Here is a 16,074-nt window from a genome sequence, read left to right on the forward strand (position 1 = left end):
CAGAAAAGGCGTTGTTGCCTCGTCTGAATCACCGGCGGAAAACCCGACGGCTTAACGCTTTCGTCGATCAGCAGGCGGCGAGGTGTCCGCCGCCAAAATCAGTAAAGCGCTGCCGGACGCTCTGCCAGCCCAGGGGTTTGATGGGGTCAGGGCGCTCCGGTATTGCGCTGGCGACGCGGGGTTCGCGCTTGCGCTGCACGTCCGGCATAGGAACGGCGCTGAGCAGGTGTCTGGTATAAGGATGCTGCGGATGGTGCAGTACCCGATCGCGCGGGCCGATCTCCACGATCTGGCCGCCAAACATCACCGCCACCCGGTGGCAAATGCGTTCCACTACCGCCATATCATGGGAAATAAACAGATAGCTGAGCTGGTAGCGCTGGCGCAAATCCTCCAGCAGCGTCAGCACCTGCGCCTGTACCGACACATCCAGCGCCGAGACCGATTCATCGGCGATAATCACTTTAGGGTTCAGCGCCAGGGCGCGCGCGATGCAGATGCGCTGGCGCTGGCCGCCGGAAAACTGGTGCGGATACCGCCGCATCGCGTCAGCAGGCAGGCCTACCTGCTGCAACAGCTGCGCCACCCGCTCCGTGCGCTGTGCCACAGGCATCTGCTCATGAATCAGCAGCGGTTCCCCCATCAGATCGAAAATGGTTTTGCGCGGATTGAGCGCCGCAGAGGGATCCTGAAACACCATCTGCAAATCACGCCGTATCGCTCTTAACGCCTCACCCTGCAGGCCGTGCATCTCCTGCCCGCTGAGCTGCGCGCTGCCGCTAAACGGCACCATATTCATCAACGCCTTCGCCGTCGTTGATTTACCGCAGCCGCTTTCCCCGACGATGCCCAGCGTTTCGCCGGGGAAAAGATCGAAGCTGACGCCATCTACGGCATGAACTTCGCGGCGCACGCGCAGGCCGTCGCCGCGTACCGGAAAGCGTACGCAGAGGTCGCGGACGCTGAGCAGCGGTTGGGTCTGTTCAACCGGCGCCAGCGCGGGCGCCTGGCCCAGCACCGGCACCGCCTGCAGCAGCTGGCGGGTATAGGGCGCCTGCGGCGCGGTAAACAGCGTTTTTACCGGGGACTGCTCCACGATTTTGCCGTGATTCATGACCAGCACGTCATCGGCCATTTCCGCTACCACCCCCATATCGTGGGTGATCAGCAGCAGGCTGGTGGAAAACTCCTGCTGCAGCTCGCGCATCAAATCGAGAATTTGCGCCTGAATAGTGACATCAAGGGCCGTCGTCGGCTCATCTGCAATCAGCACCTGCGGTTGACACAGCATCGCCATGGCGATCATCACCCGCTGGCGCATGCCGCCGGAAAGCTCGTGCGGATACTGCTGCAGGCGCTTCTCCACCTGGCCGATTTTGACCGCGTCCAGCATCGCGCCGATCCGCCCGCGCCGCTCGCGGCGGCCCAGCGCTTCGTGCCGTTGCAGGGTCTCTTCCAGCTGCTGGCCTACCGTCATCAGCGGGTTGAGCGAGGTCATCGGCTCCTGAAAAATCATGGCGACCGCTTTGCCGCGCAGCTGCTGCATTTGCCGCTCCGGCAAGCTGAGCAGATCCTGATCAGCAAAAATCACGGCGCCGCCAGGAATATGCGCCTCCTCAGGAAGCAGTCCCATGATCGCCAGCGAGGTCAGCGACTTACCGCTGCCCGACTCGCCGGCGATGCACAGGGTTTTTCCTGGCCAGAGCGCAAAGCTGACGTCATCCACCACCCGCTGTGTACCAAACTGGATCGACAGGCGCTCCACCGAGAGTAGTGGCGCCGGGAACATGGCTGCTGACATAACGCTCCTAATTAAACACGCTGTTGGGAAAATAGAACGACACCACCCAGTTAGGCCGATCGACGATTTCGCTGATGCGCAGATCGCCGCACACGGAACAGAGCATATAGGCCTCTTCTGCCGACATTCCCTGTTCGCGGCACAGGGCATCGATGGTGTAGCTTACCGCGTCGCGGGCGGCGGTCATCAGATCCGGGCCAATGCCGGTGAAGGCGCTGTAGCCTTGCCGATCCAGATGACGGGTCACCGGACCTGGGGTGGTAAAACGCGGCGTTTTCAGCGGCATATCCTTAACCACCTCCAGCTTTACCACCACATCCATGGCGCTTTCGATCGCCGTGCCGCAGACTTCGCCATCGCCCTGTGCGGCGTGGGTGTCGCCAATTGAAAACAGCGCGCCTTCTACTTCCACCGGCAGCCATAGCGTGCAGCCGGCGGCCAAATCGCGAATATCCAGATTGCCGCCGACGCGGCGCGGCGGCACCACCGAATGATGGCCGGCGGCGGCGGGGGCGACGCCGATGGTGCCGGCGAAGGGCTTCAGCGGCACGCGGCCATAGCGGCCAAAGGCGCAGGGGGATAAGTTCTGTCTGTCATACTGCCAGAGCGTCAGCGCCGGCTCGGGAAACGCATCGGCCAGCAGGCCGAAGCCCGGGATATTGGCGGTCCAGCCGAAGCCGCTGGGATGAAATGATTCCAGCGTGACCTTCAGCGCATCGCCCGGCCGGGCGCCCTCCACATAGACCGGCCCGCTGACCGGGTTGAGCTTATCAAAAGGCAGCGTCGGGATATCCGCTGCGGTTGAGCCGGCGCTGAACCAGCCGTTAGCGGCATCCAGGCAGTGAAACTCCAGCTGGCTGCCGGAAGCCACGCGCAGCGCCGGGCTCAGGCTGTTGTCCCAGCCGAAATGGTGTTGCGTATGATGAATGGTCTTCACCAGACAATTTTGGCACATCTTGAATCCCCTTTAAGCAGCGGCACCGTCCCGGTAAACGCGGCACGATGCCGGCAGATTATTTCAGCCCGATATAGTCGTAGTTGACCGGTACATGGACCGGATCCACATAGAGGGCATCCTCGCCGCCCATACGCGCGGAGTGCACGGTGTAACGCTTCTCGTTGAATACCGGCACCCAGGGCGCGTCGCTCATCGCCGTGGTAAAGATTTTGCGCCAGGCTTCAATACGCGCGGCCTGCTGGTCAGGTTTCACCATGTTGTCCGCCGCGGCCGCCTGTGCGTCCAGCGCCTTGTTACAGTAACGCGCCCAGTTCCATCCGCCCTCTACCGCCCCCGCGCAGCCTAGGATCGGGCCATAGAAGTTGGAGGGGTCCGGAAAGTCGGCGATCCACGCCATGCCGCCGGACCAGACCATCGGCGCCTGGCTAGCGGAACCGCCCGCCGCAATCACGTTCGCCTGGGCCAGGGATTTGATGCTGGCGCGAATGCCCACTTTAGCCAGATCCTGCTGGATGGACTGGGCAATTCGCGGCTGCGGATCGGTATTCATCACGTACAGTTCGGTCGCAAAACCGTTGGGAAAGCCCGCTTCGCTGAGCAGCTGCTTCGCTTTTTCCGGATCGTAGCTGAAACCCTGATAAGCCTTGTCGTAGCCGGGCATAGCGGGCGGCAGCGGCTGATTGGCCGGCGCCGCGCGTCCGTTGATGATGCGCACGATGCGGTCTTTGTTGACCGCCATGTTCACCGCCTGGCGAACCTTGAGGTTATCGAAGGGGGGCAGCGTGGTTTTCATCGTCACGTAGCCGGTCTGCAGCTGGTCGCCGGTGACCATCAGGCCCTTATAGGCCGGGTTGTTTTTAAACGCCAGAAACTGCGCGGGCGGCACGCCGTCGCCGGCGATATCCACTTCGCCTTTTTCCAGCCGCAGCAGGGCGACCGAGGGATCCTGGCCTATTTCAAACTTAATGCGATCCAGCCGCGGCACGCCGGCTTTAAAGTAGTTCGGGTTCTTGCGGAAAATCAGCTCCTGGCCCAGCTTCCACTCCTGCAGCTCAAACGCGCCGCTGCCGACCGGATGCTTGCCGAAGTCCGGGCCCCATTTCGCCACCTCCTCATGCGGCACCACCGAGGCGAAGTTCAGCGCCAGCACGTGCAGGAAGGTGGCGTTGGGCTCTTTCAGGGTGATCTTTACGGTATGATCGTCCACGACCTCGATGCCGCTCAGGGTTGTGGCTTTACCGCTGGCCTCTTCGTCATAGCCCGCGATGGGGCTGAAGAATCCGGCGCCCGGGCTCTGGGTTTTCGGGTTGACGGTACGCTCCAGCGAATATTTCACGTCCGCCGCCGTGACCTCGCGGCCGTTGTGGAATTTCACCCCTTTGCGCAGCACAAAGGTGTAGACCTTGCCATCGTCGGAAACGGCGTAGCTTTCCGCCAGATCGTTCACCAGCTCGGTGGTGCCGGGGCGGTAGTCCATCAGGCCGTCGAACAGGCTTTTGATCATCGACCAGTTTTGCCAGTCATAGCCAATGGCCGGATCCAGAGTCGCCACGTCGTTCTGGTATGTCACCACGATATCGCCGCCGGTCTTCTCGTCAGCCTGCGCGCCATAAGAGAAACAGGCTGCGGCCACCGCCATTGTCAGTAACGCTTTTTTCATCATTTTCCCCTGCTACTTTTTGACATCAATGCGCGGATCGACCCACGGCAGCACCAGATCCGCAATAAGGTTGCCGCCAACAATGGCAACCGCTGAGACGGTGGTGACCCCGACAATAACCGGAATATCCACCTGTTGAATCGCCTGCCAGGCCAGCTGACCGATGCCTGGCCAGCCAAAGACCGACTCGACCACCACCAGCCCGCCCATAAATATGCCGATATCAATGCCGATCATCGGAATCAGCGGCAGCACGGCATTTGGCAGCACGTGGCGCAGCAGCACGCGGGTTCTGCCGAGCCCTTTTGCCCGCGCGGTGCGGATAAAATCCTGGTGCAGCACTTCAATCATCGATGAGCGCAGCATGCGCGAGTACCAGCCGCTGCCGAGCAGGCCGAGGGTGAGCGCCGGCAGCGCCAGATGGCTGAAGCCGCCGTAGCCCCCCATCGGGAACCAGTTGAGCACCACGGCGAAAAGATAGAGAAACAGCATCGCGGCGATGAACTGCGGTGCCGAGACGCCGATAAAGGAGAGCGCCATCAGCAGCCGGTCCGCCAGCCCGCCGCGCTTTAGCGCCGCCAGGGTGCCGAGAGCGATCCCCAGCACCAGCTCGCAGAAAATCCCCGCCGCCATCAGCTGCAGCGAAGGCCCGATACGGGCGGAAATCAGTTCGCTCACTTCGCTGCGCTGAATAAACGAGCGACCCAGATCGCCGTGCAGCAGCCCGTTCAGATAGCGCAAATATTGCTGATAAAACGGCAGATCCAGCCCCAGCTGATGACGGATGTTTTCGACCACTTCCGGCGTGGCGCTGCGTCCGGCGATTTGGCGTGCCGGATCGGCGGGCAGCATAAACAGCAGCAGGTAGCAGATCAGCGTGACGCCAAGCAGGATCAGCCCGGCATGCAACAGACGTTTTCCCAGAAACAGCATCAGCTTCTCCGTTTTAAACCAGGGTCGAGGGCGTCGCGCAGGGCGTCGCCGGCGATATTGAAAGCGAGCGACAGCAGCACGATCGCCGCACCGGGAAAGAACACCAGCCACGGGGCCGAGGTGAACCAGGTCTGGCTTTCAAAGATGATATTGCCCCAGCTCGCGGTCGGCGGCTGTACCCCCACCCCGAGAAACGAGAGGGTGGCCTCCAGCAGTACCGTGGTGGAGATGCCCAGGGTGGCCCAGACCAGTACCGTAGGCACCAGATGCGGAATTAGATGCACGCCGAGAATGCGTAAGGTTCCGGCCCCCAGGGTACGTTCCACGGCGATAAAGTCGCGGGCGCTGAGGGCGCTGGTTTCGGCGTAGATAACCCGGGCGATCTGCACCCAGTTCACCATGGCGATCACCATCGCCACGATCCAGACGCTGGGCTGGAAAATCGCCGCCAGCGCAATCGCCAGCAGCAGCGCCGGAAACGCCATCATCAGATCGGTAAAGCGCATCAGCAGCCCTCCGATACGCCCCTGCATATAACCGGCGCTCAGCCCCACCAGTACGCCAGTCAGTACCGCAATACCGTTGGCGACCACGCCGATCAGCAGCGAAGTTCTCGCGCCGTAAATCAGCCGCGAGAACAGATCGCGCCCCAGCAGATCGGTTCCCAGCCAGTAAGTTGCGTTGGGCGGGAGCGGGGCGCCCTCAAGGCTCAGCCCCTCGACAAACTGTTCATTGGGATCGAAGGGCGTGAGCCAGGGGGCGAACAGCGCGGCCAGCACCACCAGCAGAATAAACAGCAGCGAGAGCAGCAGCGCGGGCCGCCGCAGGAGATACCCCATCCGGCTCATTGCGCCCCCCGTTCGCCGGGCGCCATCCGCAGCAACCACTGCTGCGCCACCTGCGCCACCGGCTGGTTGGTGCGCATCGATTCCGTGCGCAGGCGAACCCAGGCCTGTTGTTCATCAATATTTTCCGCCATCATCAGGGCCGCCAGCGCCCGGGTAATCTGCGGCATCGCCGCCAGACGCTGGCGCAGCAGCGCCTGCTGCTGCCGGCCGTCATTCAGCTGCTGACGCAGCCCTACCGCCATCATCAGGGTGGTATAGATGGCCCGCTGGGTAATGGGTTTGGCGAGGATTGCCGTGGCTCCCAGCTCCAGCGCGCGCTGTACCTGGGAAAGCCCCTCGTGCGAGGTCAGCGCAATCACCGGTATCCCCGCCAGATTGACCTGTTGCAGGGTCAGCGGGCTGGCGAACGCCTCCAGCTCCACCAGCACCGCGCAGGGGGTAAGCGGCGGCGCGGCCTCATCCGCCGTCAGGTGATGCCAGCGAATGCCCATCCGCGTGAGATTCTTTTCCAGCGCTTCACGGCTCCTCGCTTCACAATCCACCAGCAGGAGCGGCTGAGCATCAAAATCCGGGGACAGTAGCGTTTTCATTTCACAATCCTCAGGGCAGGTCTGGCCGAAACCGTCCGACCGTGGCGCAGGTCGGTCGCAGAAAGATAGGGGTCGGGCATCACCGGCTGCGGTTCGCTATGCAGCAGTTGAAAGCGGGTTTGCTGCAGCTCGGCGATATGGCAGGGCAGGCAGGCGTGGTTGTTTTGCGCCAGCACCGAGCGAGCGCCAGGCGACCGCGCGTCATGCTGGCGATACAGCGCCGCCAGCACCGCTTCCGGCTGGCTGTCTCCGGCCTGACGCAGGCTGTCGGCAAACAGCCTTACCGCCCGCCAGGCGCCGATGTAGTAGTGGGAGATGCGCTGCGCGCCGTGCAGCAGGCGCTGCCGCGCGCAAAAGTCGGGGTCGACGCTTTCAAAAAACGGGCCGCAGGAGAGCAGGCGCACCGCCCGCAGCGGGGCAACCTCATCGACTTCCGCTTCGGTAAAGTTACAGCTGAGCACTGCTAGCGTCCGCCGCTCGCGAACACAGGCCGCGTCCAGTGCGCGCAGAAAAGCGTAAGAGGTTTCGCCCACCAGGTTGTTGAGCACAAAATCGACATCTGTGCTGAGAATCGCCTCGACCAGCTCCGTTACGCTGCTGTTTCTCAGGTGCAGATATTTTTCACCCGCCACCGTGCCGCCGGAGGCTTCCACCACTTCGCGGGCGATGCGGTTGCTCTCCCAGCCCCAGACGTAGTTGGAGCCGGTCAGCCAGGCGCGGGTTCCGAACGTATCCAGCGCCAGCCGCAGCAGCGGCAGCAGGGTCTGGTTCGGGCAGCCACCGAGATACACCACCTGCTCGCAGCTCTCGAACCCTTCGTAAGGACAGCCGTACCACAGCAGCAGGTTATGCTGCTCCAGGTCAGGGATTATCTCCTTACGGCTGGCGGAGGTTATGGTGCCGAAAATATGGCGGATGCCGCGATCGATAAAGTCGCTCACCGCTTCGCCGTAGGCCGCCAGCTCGCCCGCCGGGTTGATATGCCGGGCCCGGAGCTGAAATGGGGAAGCGGGATCGGCATTGATTTCCGCCAGCGCATGGCGCGCGCCGGACAGCGCGCTGTTCGCCATATGGCTATAGGTCCCTTCCGTTGACAGCAGAATGCCGATATCAATGGTTTGCACGTGCTTTGCTCTCCGCCTCAATAAAAAAAGCCCGATCGTCCTTAGCAGGACAATCAGGCTTCATTACCTGTCGATATTTAATGGGAACAAGGCTTAAGGGTTGCCCCGGCTTGTATATAACCGGCATGAAAAATTCATGCCATCTTTAAAGTTCTGCGAGATCATCAGGTTAGAATTTTTGATTTGGCGGCATTGCACTACGAGGATGCAGATTCCCCAGCATAGTGCAGGGTTCTACTGCATGGAACAGGAAGATCTCTCGATCAATATTGCGGGATATGGCTGCTAGCTTTAGCCCAGAGGGCAGGGATAATGCTTATTCGTCCTCACCCTCGGAGAGGTCTGTGTAATCATAATAACCGTTGTGACAGTTAAGAATGACGTACGCTGAGTATCGACTCTTTTCGCCAATGACCAATAATTTCCCGGACCAGGCGTTGTCTGAAAAGGAGGGCGTTGTAATGAATGCCACCTTAGATAACCCCATCTTTTCCAGACGATCGTCCTTTGCCGCCATCCTGAACCACGACTGAATGAATTTTGTTTTTATCTCTTCAGCATCAAACTTTCGACAGGATTGTTGAAATTCATCGCTGGCTGGGAAAACCCGAGAAAACGCCATCATCACGAAAATGGCGGAAATCGTCAAAACGGCCCCACATAATATCATCAGTAAGCTATACGCTAGTTTTCTCATCATTATCCATCTCCCTGTGAAAGTTTTTTCACTTCAGCCATCGCGTATTTATGCCGGGTCTGCACTATGCAGCTGGCAAAGATCTGGATGGTTCAATCTATTGATGCATCAGTATAGCGATCGGCCCGATCCGTCCAAACTTTTTCAAAGAACGATCGGTAAACAGAACGCTCCCCCGGCAGCATTGCCGATAGTCGGTGCCATACGCGGGCCATCATGGGTCCGGAAGTCATTTATCTGTCTCACTTTGTCCAATTTTCACAGATGCGGATGATTACTATTAGCGTTTTTGTCGGGGGCGTTAATCAATCATGTGCAACTCAATCATTAAATTTAAACGAACTGAATTAGCCAGTCTGATCCTGCTATTCACCTCAGCGGCCAGCGCCGCAGAGTCAGAGACGATGGTGGTCACAGCATCCGGATTTGAACAGCGGCTGGAAGATGCACCCGCGTCAGTGACCGTGATTTCAGGCGAGGATCTCCGTAAACGTTCTATCCAAAACCTGGCTGATGCCGTTCGCGATGTCGAAGGTGTAGCCGTCATCGGCGGCGCCAATGAAAATGACATCTCCATTCGCGGCATGCCGGGAGATTACACGCTCATCCTTGTTGACGGAAAGCGCCAGAGTGGTCGCGATTCCCGGGTGAATGGCAATGCCGGTTATGAGCAGAGTTTTATCCCGCCGGCGGCCGCCATCGAACGTATTGAGGTGATTCGCGGGCCAATGTCATCGCTTTACGGGTCAGATGCGATTGGCGGAGTCATCAATATCATTACCCGTAAGGTCAATAAGCAGTGGGGCGGGTCGCTCTCCTGGGACTATGCTGCTCGCCAGCATGACGACCAGGGCAATGCGGCAAACACGCAGTTTTACCTGGCGGGTCCCCTGGTCGATGACAAGCTGGGCTTACAGCTATGGGGGCGCTATCTGGATCGTCAGGCCGATGATGATGTGCAGAACACCAATGGCTTCAGCAAAGCCGACCATAAGGACGTAACCGGGAGGCTGTCATTCGCGCCAACCGATAACCAGGAGCTGCAGCTTGAAGGCGGCGTCAGTCGCCTGAAAAACGGTGACGGCGAGAGTGCAAACTGGGCGACGCGTGAACAAAAAAATAACCGCGATCACTGGTCTGTCAGCTACGACGGCCGCTGGGACTGGGGAACATCGACGGTTTCTTTTGCTCAGGAAAAAACCAGCCGTGAAGGATTAGCCAGCCCTTCACAGAGTGACGTTTACGGCCGTAAACCCACCATCAAAAATAGCGTGCTGGATGCAAAACTGATCGTGCCAACCATGTACCATACCGCCACGCTGGGCGGACAGTGGCAGGAAAATGAGCTAAAAGACTGGAACCAGGGAGATGGTACACGCCAGGATCATCGCTATAGCGTGGTGCAACGAGCGCTGTTCATCGAGGACGAATGGCGGCTCGCTGAAGCGTTCTCGCTCACCGGTGGATTACGCCTTGATAATCACGAACAGTACGGCAATCACTACAGCCCGCGCTTATATGGCGTTTGGTATGTCAGTGATGAGTGGACCCTGAAAGGCGGCGTCGCGCGAGGCTTTAAGGCGCCGGAAATTCGCGCAGTGATTGACGATTACGCGGTACTGCGCCGCAATACCTGGGCCATGCTCGGTAATCCCAATCTGAAGCCTGAAACCAGTACCAATTACGAGCTTTCCGCGATGTGGTCGAATCGTGACGATCTTTCTGCCAGCGCTACGCTCTTCTACAACGATTTCCAGGACAAGCTTTCCACGCTAACGACGGATCGACGCTGGAACGGTTATATCGTGATGGAGCGTATCAATATTGATAAAGCGATCATCAGAGGCGCGGAATTAACCGGCAGCTGGAAGATAACGCCTGAGCTATCGTTAAAGGCTAACTATACCTTCCTGGATTCAGAGCAGAAAAGCGGCAGCAATAAAGGGGCGCCGCTGGCTTTAACTGCTAAGCATAAAGCCAGCCTGCGCAGCGAATGGGATTACACGGGACAAACGCAGTTTTGGGCAGCGGCTAACTATTACGGTAAAGAGTACGGGACCTCCGTTACCGCTGAGCCGGCCCCCGATTACCTGACGGCAGATGTTGGCGTGTCGCATCAGCTTAGCCGGAATCTGGCCCTCAATGGCGCTATTTACAACATTGGCGATAAGCGTCTGAACGACGAAACCTACGGTACGGTCAACTACGGTCGAACCTTCTGGGGGGGAGTGACGCTCAGCTTCTGATCGCTCCTGGCAGCAAAATCGTTGCACATAAACCGGCGGGCGAGCGATTCTTCAGGCTCAGCTCGCCGCCGTGGGCATGGACGCAAGCACGGGCAATCGATAAACCTAAACCCAGCCCGCCGCCAAAGTGGTGTCGGGCGGCGCGATTATCATTCAAACGAACGAAGGGTTCGAAGACCTGCTCAAGCTGTTTCTCCGGGATACCCGGACCGCTGTCCAGAACATCTATCCTTACCATGTTGCTCTCCGTTGTGAGTATGACGGATGCCTCGCCTGCATAGCTCAATGCGTTCTCAATAAGATTGCTTAGTACCCGTTTTATCGCCAGCGGTCGGCAGTTGATCGTAATTTCTGCCTCTCCCTGCCAGTTAACTGACTCGCCTTTTTGGCCGTAACGATGCGTCAGATCGCTCAGTAACTTGCTCAGGTTGCAGCGGCAGGTCTTCTCCTGCGGCGTTTCATCACGGATAAAGTTCAGCGTTTCACTGACCATACTCTGCAATTCAATGAGACTTTCCAGCATGTCATCACGAGCCTCTCCGGCGTCCATGAGTTCTATCTGCAGGCGCAGTTCTGTCAGCGGCGTGTTGAAGTCGTGGCTCATTGAGGCCAGCATACGGGTCTTGCCTTCCAGATGTCGGGCAAGACGTTGCTGCATCAGATTAAAGCTACCCGTCAGGTCTTTCGATTCCCGCGGGCCAACGAGAGGTAGACTACCGGTCCAGTCTCCCCGACTAAGGGCATCAGCGGCGGCGGCAAGTCGCTGAATCGGCCTGACAACGCGGTGGGTGAAGTAAAGACTCAGCAGGATCAGCGGAACCGTCATGATGACCAGTGACAGTGAGAGCAGCTGTATCCATGCATATGCCGGATCAAGCGGCTGTATGCCGTTCAGATAAGTCCCGTCAGGCAAAGAGAGCGTCGATCGCAGCCTTAAAGGGTCGCTATTTTCCGTACTAAAGAGATGCCAGCGCGCCGGCCCACCGTTGGAACGCTCGAGCTGAAACGTCACCTGCATGTCCGGCGCAAATCCCTTTAACTTCAAAATAGCGTCACGCAGGCGCCGCTCTTCACGCCGCATGGGGAAAGGCGTCACTTCAGCATGATCGGCAATCCAGAACCTGGCGCCATCCTCACGAAGAATATGTAACGGAGAACCAGCCGCCAGCTGGCTGGTAAGATAGGCCAGCTCAATACGTTCCACAGCCAGATTACGCGTGGCAGGAGAGAGCAAATTACCGATCAGCTGAAGGCCGCCCACCGCGAGCAGATTGGCAATCACAATTGCCGAAACCATCAGCAAACCAAGCTGGCTCATCATTCTCTGCGGCAGCAGGCGTTTTAGCTGAGGCATTCGTCGCGCGCCTCAACCTGCGAAGCCAGACGGTAGCCCTCTCCCCATACCGTATCCAGCAGAACAACGCCCGGAAGCAACTGCTGCAGGCGGTTTCGTAGGCGGCTGACCTGTCGATCGATTGCCCGGTCAAAAACCTCATTTCCGGGCGTTATGCAGCGATCCATCAGCACTTCCCGGCTGAGTACAGCACCCGGGCTGGAGAGAAAAGCGGTCAGGAGCCTGGCTTCCACAGTACTCAGCTTCAGCGTTATCCCCTGTGGATTGGTGACCGTGCGGCTGACCGGCCGGTAGATCAACCCGGAAAAATTCATCGTACGATCGGGCCGTTGGTGAGCAGTATGCTGCGGCCCATCCGTTCTCCGGGCACGCCTCAGAACGGTATGGATGCGGGCAAGTAGCTCACGCGGCTCGAATGGCTTTACCACGTAATCATCAGCCCCCATCTCCAGCCCACTGATGCGGTCGTCAAGCGCGTCCTTCGCCGTAAGCAGGATGACAGGCGTTTTGTATTTGCGCTGAATCTGCTGGCAAAGCAGCATGCCGTCACCGTCAGGCAGCATGACATCCAGAACGATCAGGTTAAAGGTGTTTGAACGCAGCATTGACCACATTGAGGTGGCATCATCAGCCGTGATGACATTGAGGCGCTGACGCCGCAGCCATGCAGCAAGCGGTTCGCGAATTTTTCGGTGATCATCAACGACTAAGATACTGACAGGAAAAGAAAAGTTATCCATTATTACTGACGACTTAGACGCGGCGGAGGGAAGAATAGCATAACAATATAATGAGAATGAGTGTTATTTTCAATAATAGTGTTGGCCTCTTTATCGCAAATGGTTGGCTGTCAGTTTGCCGTGTTTCAGTTCAAACCAGACGTTCAAGGTTAAGATACTATTGAGCATGTGTATAAGAACGCCCGGTTAATATGAGCGGCATTTATTCGAAGGAGGACTTATGGCGATGAATAAAACCGCTATAAGCATTATCGCCGTTATGCTTTGTGGTTGCGTGGATCCTGGTCGTGTTGGCATTCACCCGGAATTAAAAACGGTATATTTCGACGGGCAAAAGACCGCTGTAGAGAATTGTCTGTACTCAGCAGCGCTCTCGCAGAAATTGTCCTTAATGAAGGATGACCTTTTGCCTGGAGGGACGCAACGCTACAATTTGCAGGACGCCAACTATGAAGATGTGGCGTGGGTTGATGTCTCATCCTTTGGTAAAAAACAAACAAGCGTAGATTTTTATTATGCCCCTCATGCTCCGGACTTACAGAGGGCCATTTTGTCTATGATATCCAGCTGCCAAAACGACCTTTAATTACACGTTCTGCCGTGTAGCGGTTATCCGGAAGCAAATATTACGTCAGCGCGAGAAAATCAGTATGACATTCAAATTAACGGTGGCGATTGGCGTAGTTCTGGTAGCGGTAGCGACAGCCCTGTTTTTTCCCAAAATATTTCGGGAGTTGCAAACCAATAGTGAGTTAGAAAAAATGTTGCAGCAACCCGACAATACTTATCTCCTTTTCAGCCAGTGCAAAAAGGACGTTTCGGATGTTGATCGCTGCTACAACGCTTACAGTGCTGCGGTACAGCTAGCTGACTCAAAAAACTGTACTCCGTCCGGTATTGAGCTCAAGCGTAAATTTAAACGACTGGTAGAGCACTCGAAAGATCGAGATATTGAGAATGAAATAAACAAAGAGTGCCGCCTGAAGTGAGCGTTCCTTATGCAACCAGATGCCCTTCTTAACAGGGCAGCATCGATTGCGTTACCCTCAAAGGACCCCAAAAGCCGTTTTTCGGCACGTAGCGTAGCGTTTCCATGTCCATAAATATCCCAAGGCGCGAATACGGCGTATCGGCTATGGGCTGTCAAATATGCGGGTATTTTTTAGATTTAAAAACATTCAATAATAGTGGTGACAAACTCCTGCCACGTACGGCATTCGCTGGCCTTTTTCAAATTCGGCGGCTCGAGGAGCAGTACGATAAGGTTATCGAAGATATCGTAGAACAGGGCCCTCTCGGCCTGATTAATCGAAAATAGCAGCACTACATTGACCATGTTATTGCCCCACGGGAAGCTTTTCTCGCTAATCACGACGCATAGCCCGGTTTTGTCCGCATTCATCTTCATTGAATGCGGAACGGCGATATTGCCAAAGGTGGTGGAGTAGTTGTGCTCCCGCTGGAAAACATCGTGCACGAAATCCGCATCCACGTAGCCGTGGCGGTGCAGCGCATCCGCCATAAACGGAATCGCTTCGTTTTCATCCGCCAGCTGCGGATTGTGGAAAAACAGTTTTTCGTTGGAGATAAGCTGCAGGTTTTCCAGCAGCCGGGCCCGTTTCTTCTTCTGCCGTACGCGCTCGATTTTATACTGCAGGGCCGAAATATCCCTGTCGGTCAGAAACGGATTAATATAAACCCATTCCATCAGGGTTTGCGGGATCCGCAGCGTGGAGATCAGAAAGTCAGGCGCCGGCAGGTTGGCAAACTCTTCATAGGAGGTAATTATAGCCCGAATAATAAGCTGCTGGCCGAACAGGCTGTCAATCTGCGATATTAGCTGGTTGGTATGGTTATGATAGTGCGGCACCAGCAGCACGCAGCTCACCTTATTTTGTCCGGCGATCTGGTTGCCCAAAATGCTGCCAATATGCAGCGCAATATAGGCAATTTCATGCTCGTCCACGGTGAAGCCGGTGGCCTGGCGAATTTTTTCCGAAATCGCCACCGCGCAGTCAAAAATAAGCGGGCAGGATGTCCGAATCTGTTCAGTTAGGGGATTACGGGTAACGTGCCCATGCTGAAGCCGCACCAGCAAATTTTTAATATGGATGGTGAATCGCACCAGGAACTGCTCGCTGTCGCCATCAATAAAATCATAGCGCCGCATTTCTTTGCACAGTATCGCCACCAGCTCCATGCACTCTTTGCCGGCCAGCACCTCGATATTCCCGGCGTGGATTTCGTCCATGTCGATTCTGATAAGACTGCTGAGCAGAACCACGGTGAGCGCTTCGGCTTCCTGTTCGCTATAAATCACCTCGAAGTGCTGCTCAATTTCGTTAATGACGTGGCGCGCCAGCGTTGTTTCACGCTCATCATATTTTCTTTCACCGGCAGCGGGCGAGGCGGCGGAACACGGATTAAAGGTGTGGTCGTTCCGAATGCGATCAATACTGATAACGACATCCAGCACCAGGCTTAGCAACGCATATTCGTTGATGAAGTAGTGCCAGGATTTACATGATTCGACCAGAATAGAGACCAGCTGGTCGATATCGTAGCGGGGAAATATCCGTCCGATTTCCGTCAGGCTGAGAATATTCGCGCTAAATTCCGCGTACAGAATGCTGGAAAACATCCGCCGTTTGTCCTGCTCCAGCCCCTCAATAGCCAGACAATCGTTGGTCACGGTGAGGTACAGATTAAAATCTTTCAGTTTTTTTCTGACCAGCAGCAGATCTTTTTTGACGGTTTCATAACTGACGCACAGCACATCGCTCAGACCGTACAGGTCGGGCAGTTGCGCCGTCGGCTGGCGGCTGTTGAGGAGCTGGGTCAGTAGGTAGTTAATTCTTTCTTCCGGCGTTTGCGGCATTTTATGGGCATGGCTGGAGAGCACGCGCATGATGCGCTCTTTATCCACCGCATAACCGCGGTGCGAAGACTGGATAAGCCCTGGCTCATGCGCGTTTATCTCGGCAATGTAGTTCTTCACGCTGCGATCGCTGACGGCCATATTCATAGCCAGCATCTGTGCGGTTTGCGCGTCAGCGCCGTCGAGAAACAGCCGCAGCAGTTTCAGATGCTTATTTTGCATTTCCTCTCCTTTGTCTGACGCGT

14 protein-coding genes are annotated in these 16,074 nt (G+C 56.9%); 3 read left to right on the top strand and 11 right to left on the bottom strand.

Features of this window, described 5'->3' with window-relative positions; translation table 11 throughout:
- Nucleotides 1-67 precede the first annotated feature (67 nt).
- The 8 genes from NWP14_RS09135 to NWP14_RS09170 form a co-directional block, all read right to left on the bottom strand.
- On the bottom strand, nucleotides 68-1,801 hold the full coding sequence (locus tag NWP14_RS09135) for an ABC transporter ATP-binding protein (protein WP_346431969.1): 1,734 nt from the start codon (nucleotides 1,799-1,801) through the stop codon (nucleotides 68-70).
- Between the two features lie 7 nt (nucleotides 1,802-1,808).
- Complete coding sequence (locus tag NWP14_RS09140; protein ID WP_331850676.1) at nucleotides 1,809-2,756, bottom strand: acetamidase/formamidase family protein; 948 nt, start codon at nucleotides 2,754-2,756, stop codon at nucleotides 1,809-1,811.
- A gap of 58 nt (nucleotides 2,757-2,814) precedes the next feature.
- Nucleotides 2,815-4,419 carry an ABC transporter substrate-binding protein gene (locus NWP14_RS09145; RefSeq protein ID WP_331850675.1) on the bottom strand — a complete coding sequence of 535 codons (1,605 nt, stop codon included), beginning with the start codon at nucleotides 4,417-4,419 and terminating at the stop codon, nucleotides 2,815-2,817.
- Nucleotides 4,420-4,431: 12 nt separating this feature from the next.
- Complete coding sequence (locus NWP14_RS09150) at nucleotides 4,432-5,352, bottom strand: ABC transporter permease (protein WP_095094593.1); 921 nt, start codon at nucleotides 5,350-5,352, stop codon at nucleotides 4,432-4,434.
- Entirely contained in the window at nucleotides 5,352-6,200 is an 849-nt protein-coding gene (locus NWP14_RS09155) for an ABC transporter permease (RefSeq protein ID WP_095094595.1), read from the bottom strand. Before NWP14_RS09155 ends, NWP14_RS09150 begins: the two co-directional genes overlap by 1 nt.
- Nucleotides 6,197-6,790: an ANTAR domain-containing protein gene (locus NWP14_RS09160; protein WP_346431966.1), complete on the bottom strand. Its 594-nt coding sequence runs from the start codon at nucleotides 6,788-6,790 to the stop codon at nucleotides 6,197-6,199. The genes NWP14_RS09155 and NWP14_RS09160 overlap by 4 nt, the downstream gene beginning before the upstream one ends.
- Nucleotides 6,787-7,914, bottom strand: a complete 1,128-nt coding sequence (locus NWP14_RS09165) for a transporter substrate-binding protein (protein WP_375215209.1) — start codon at nucleotides 7,912-7,914, stop codon at nucleotides 6,787-6,789. The genes NWP14_RS09160 and NWP14_RS09165 overlap by 4 nt, the downstream gene beginning before the upstream one ends.
- A gap of 316 nt (nucleotides 7,915-8,230) precedes the next feature.
- The gene (locus tag NWP14_RS09170; RefSeq protein WP_095094601.1) at nucleotides 8,231-8,614 is read right to left on the bottom strand and encodes a hypothetical protein; all 384 of its coding nucleotides are present in this window, start codon (nucleotides 8,612-8,614) and stop codon (nucleotides 8,231-8,233) included.
- A gap of 308 nt (nucleotides 8,615-8,922) precedes the next feature.
- On the opposite strand from NWP14_RS09170, the gene NWP14_RS09175 reads away from it, so the two are divergent.
- Nucleotides 8,923-10,857 carry a TonB-dependent receptor domain-containing protein gene (locus NWP14_RS09175; RefSeq protein WP_346431963.1) on the top strand — a complete coding sequence of 645 codons (1,935 nt, stop codon included), beginning with the start codon at nucleotides 8,923-8,925 and terminating at the stop codon, nucleotides 10,855-10,857.
- Here NWP14_RS09175 and NWP14_RS09180 read toward each other — a convergent pair.
- Both NWP14_RS09180 and NWP14_RS09185 read right to left on the bottom strand, forming a co-directional pair.
- Nucleotides 10,847-12,211 carry an ATP-binding protein gene (locus NWP14_RS09180; protein ID WP_223261740.1) on the bottom strand — a complete coding sequence of 455 codons (1,365 nt, stop codon included), beginning with the start codon at nucleotides 12,209-12,211 and terminating at the stop codon, nucleotides 10,847-10,849. The two genes, NWP14_RS09175 and NWP14_RS09180, sit on opposite strands and share 11 nt — an antisense overlap.
- Nucleotides 12,199-12,951 carry a response regulator transcription factor gene (locus tag NWP14_RS09185; RefSeq protein WP_095094605.1) on the bottom strand — a complete coding sequence of 251 codons (753 nt, stop codon included), beginning with the start codon at nucleotides 12,949-12,951 and terminating at the stop codon, nucleotides 12,199-12,201. Before NWP14_RS09185 ends, NWP14_RS09180 begins: the two co-directional genes overlap by 13 nt.
- Nucleotides 12,952-13,171: 220 nt before the next feature.
- Here NWP14_RS09185 and NWP14_RS09190 point away from each other — a divergent pair, with 220 nt between their 5' ends.
- A complete protein-coding gene (locus NWP14_RS09190) occupies nucleotides 13,172-13,537 on the top strand; it encodes a hypothetical protein (RefSeq protein ID WP_375215210.1) in 366 nt (121 codons plus the stop codon).
- Between the two features lie 64 nt (nucleotides 13,538-13,601).
- Nucleotides 13,602-13,940 (top strand): hypothetical protein, encoded by a 339-nt coding sequence (locus NWP14_RS09195; protein ID WP_095094607.1) that lies wholly within the window; start codon nucleotides 13,602-13,604, stop codon nucleotides 13,938-13,940.
- 179 nt (nucleotides 13,941-14,119) lie between these two features.
- Here NWP14_RS09195 and NWP14_RS09200 read toward each other — a convergent pair whose 3' ends face one another.
- Complete coding sequence (locus tag NWP14_RS09200; protein ID WP_095094609.1) at nucleotides 14,120-16,051, bottom strand: transcription antiterminator; 1,932 nt, start codon at nucleotides 16,049-16,051, stop codon at nucleotides 14,120-14,122.
- Between the last annotated feature and the right edge of the window lie 23 nt (nucleotides 16,052-16,074).

Source organism: Klebsiella sp. C349492 (genome assembly GCF_042055345.1).
Taxonomy (GTDB): Bacteria; Pseudomonadota; Gammaproteobacteria; order Enterobacterales; family Enterobacteriaceae; genus Klebsiella; species Klebsiella scottii.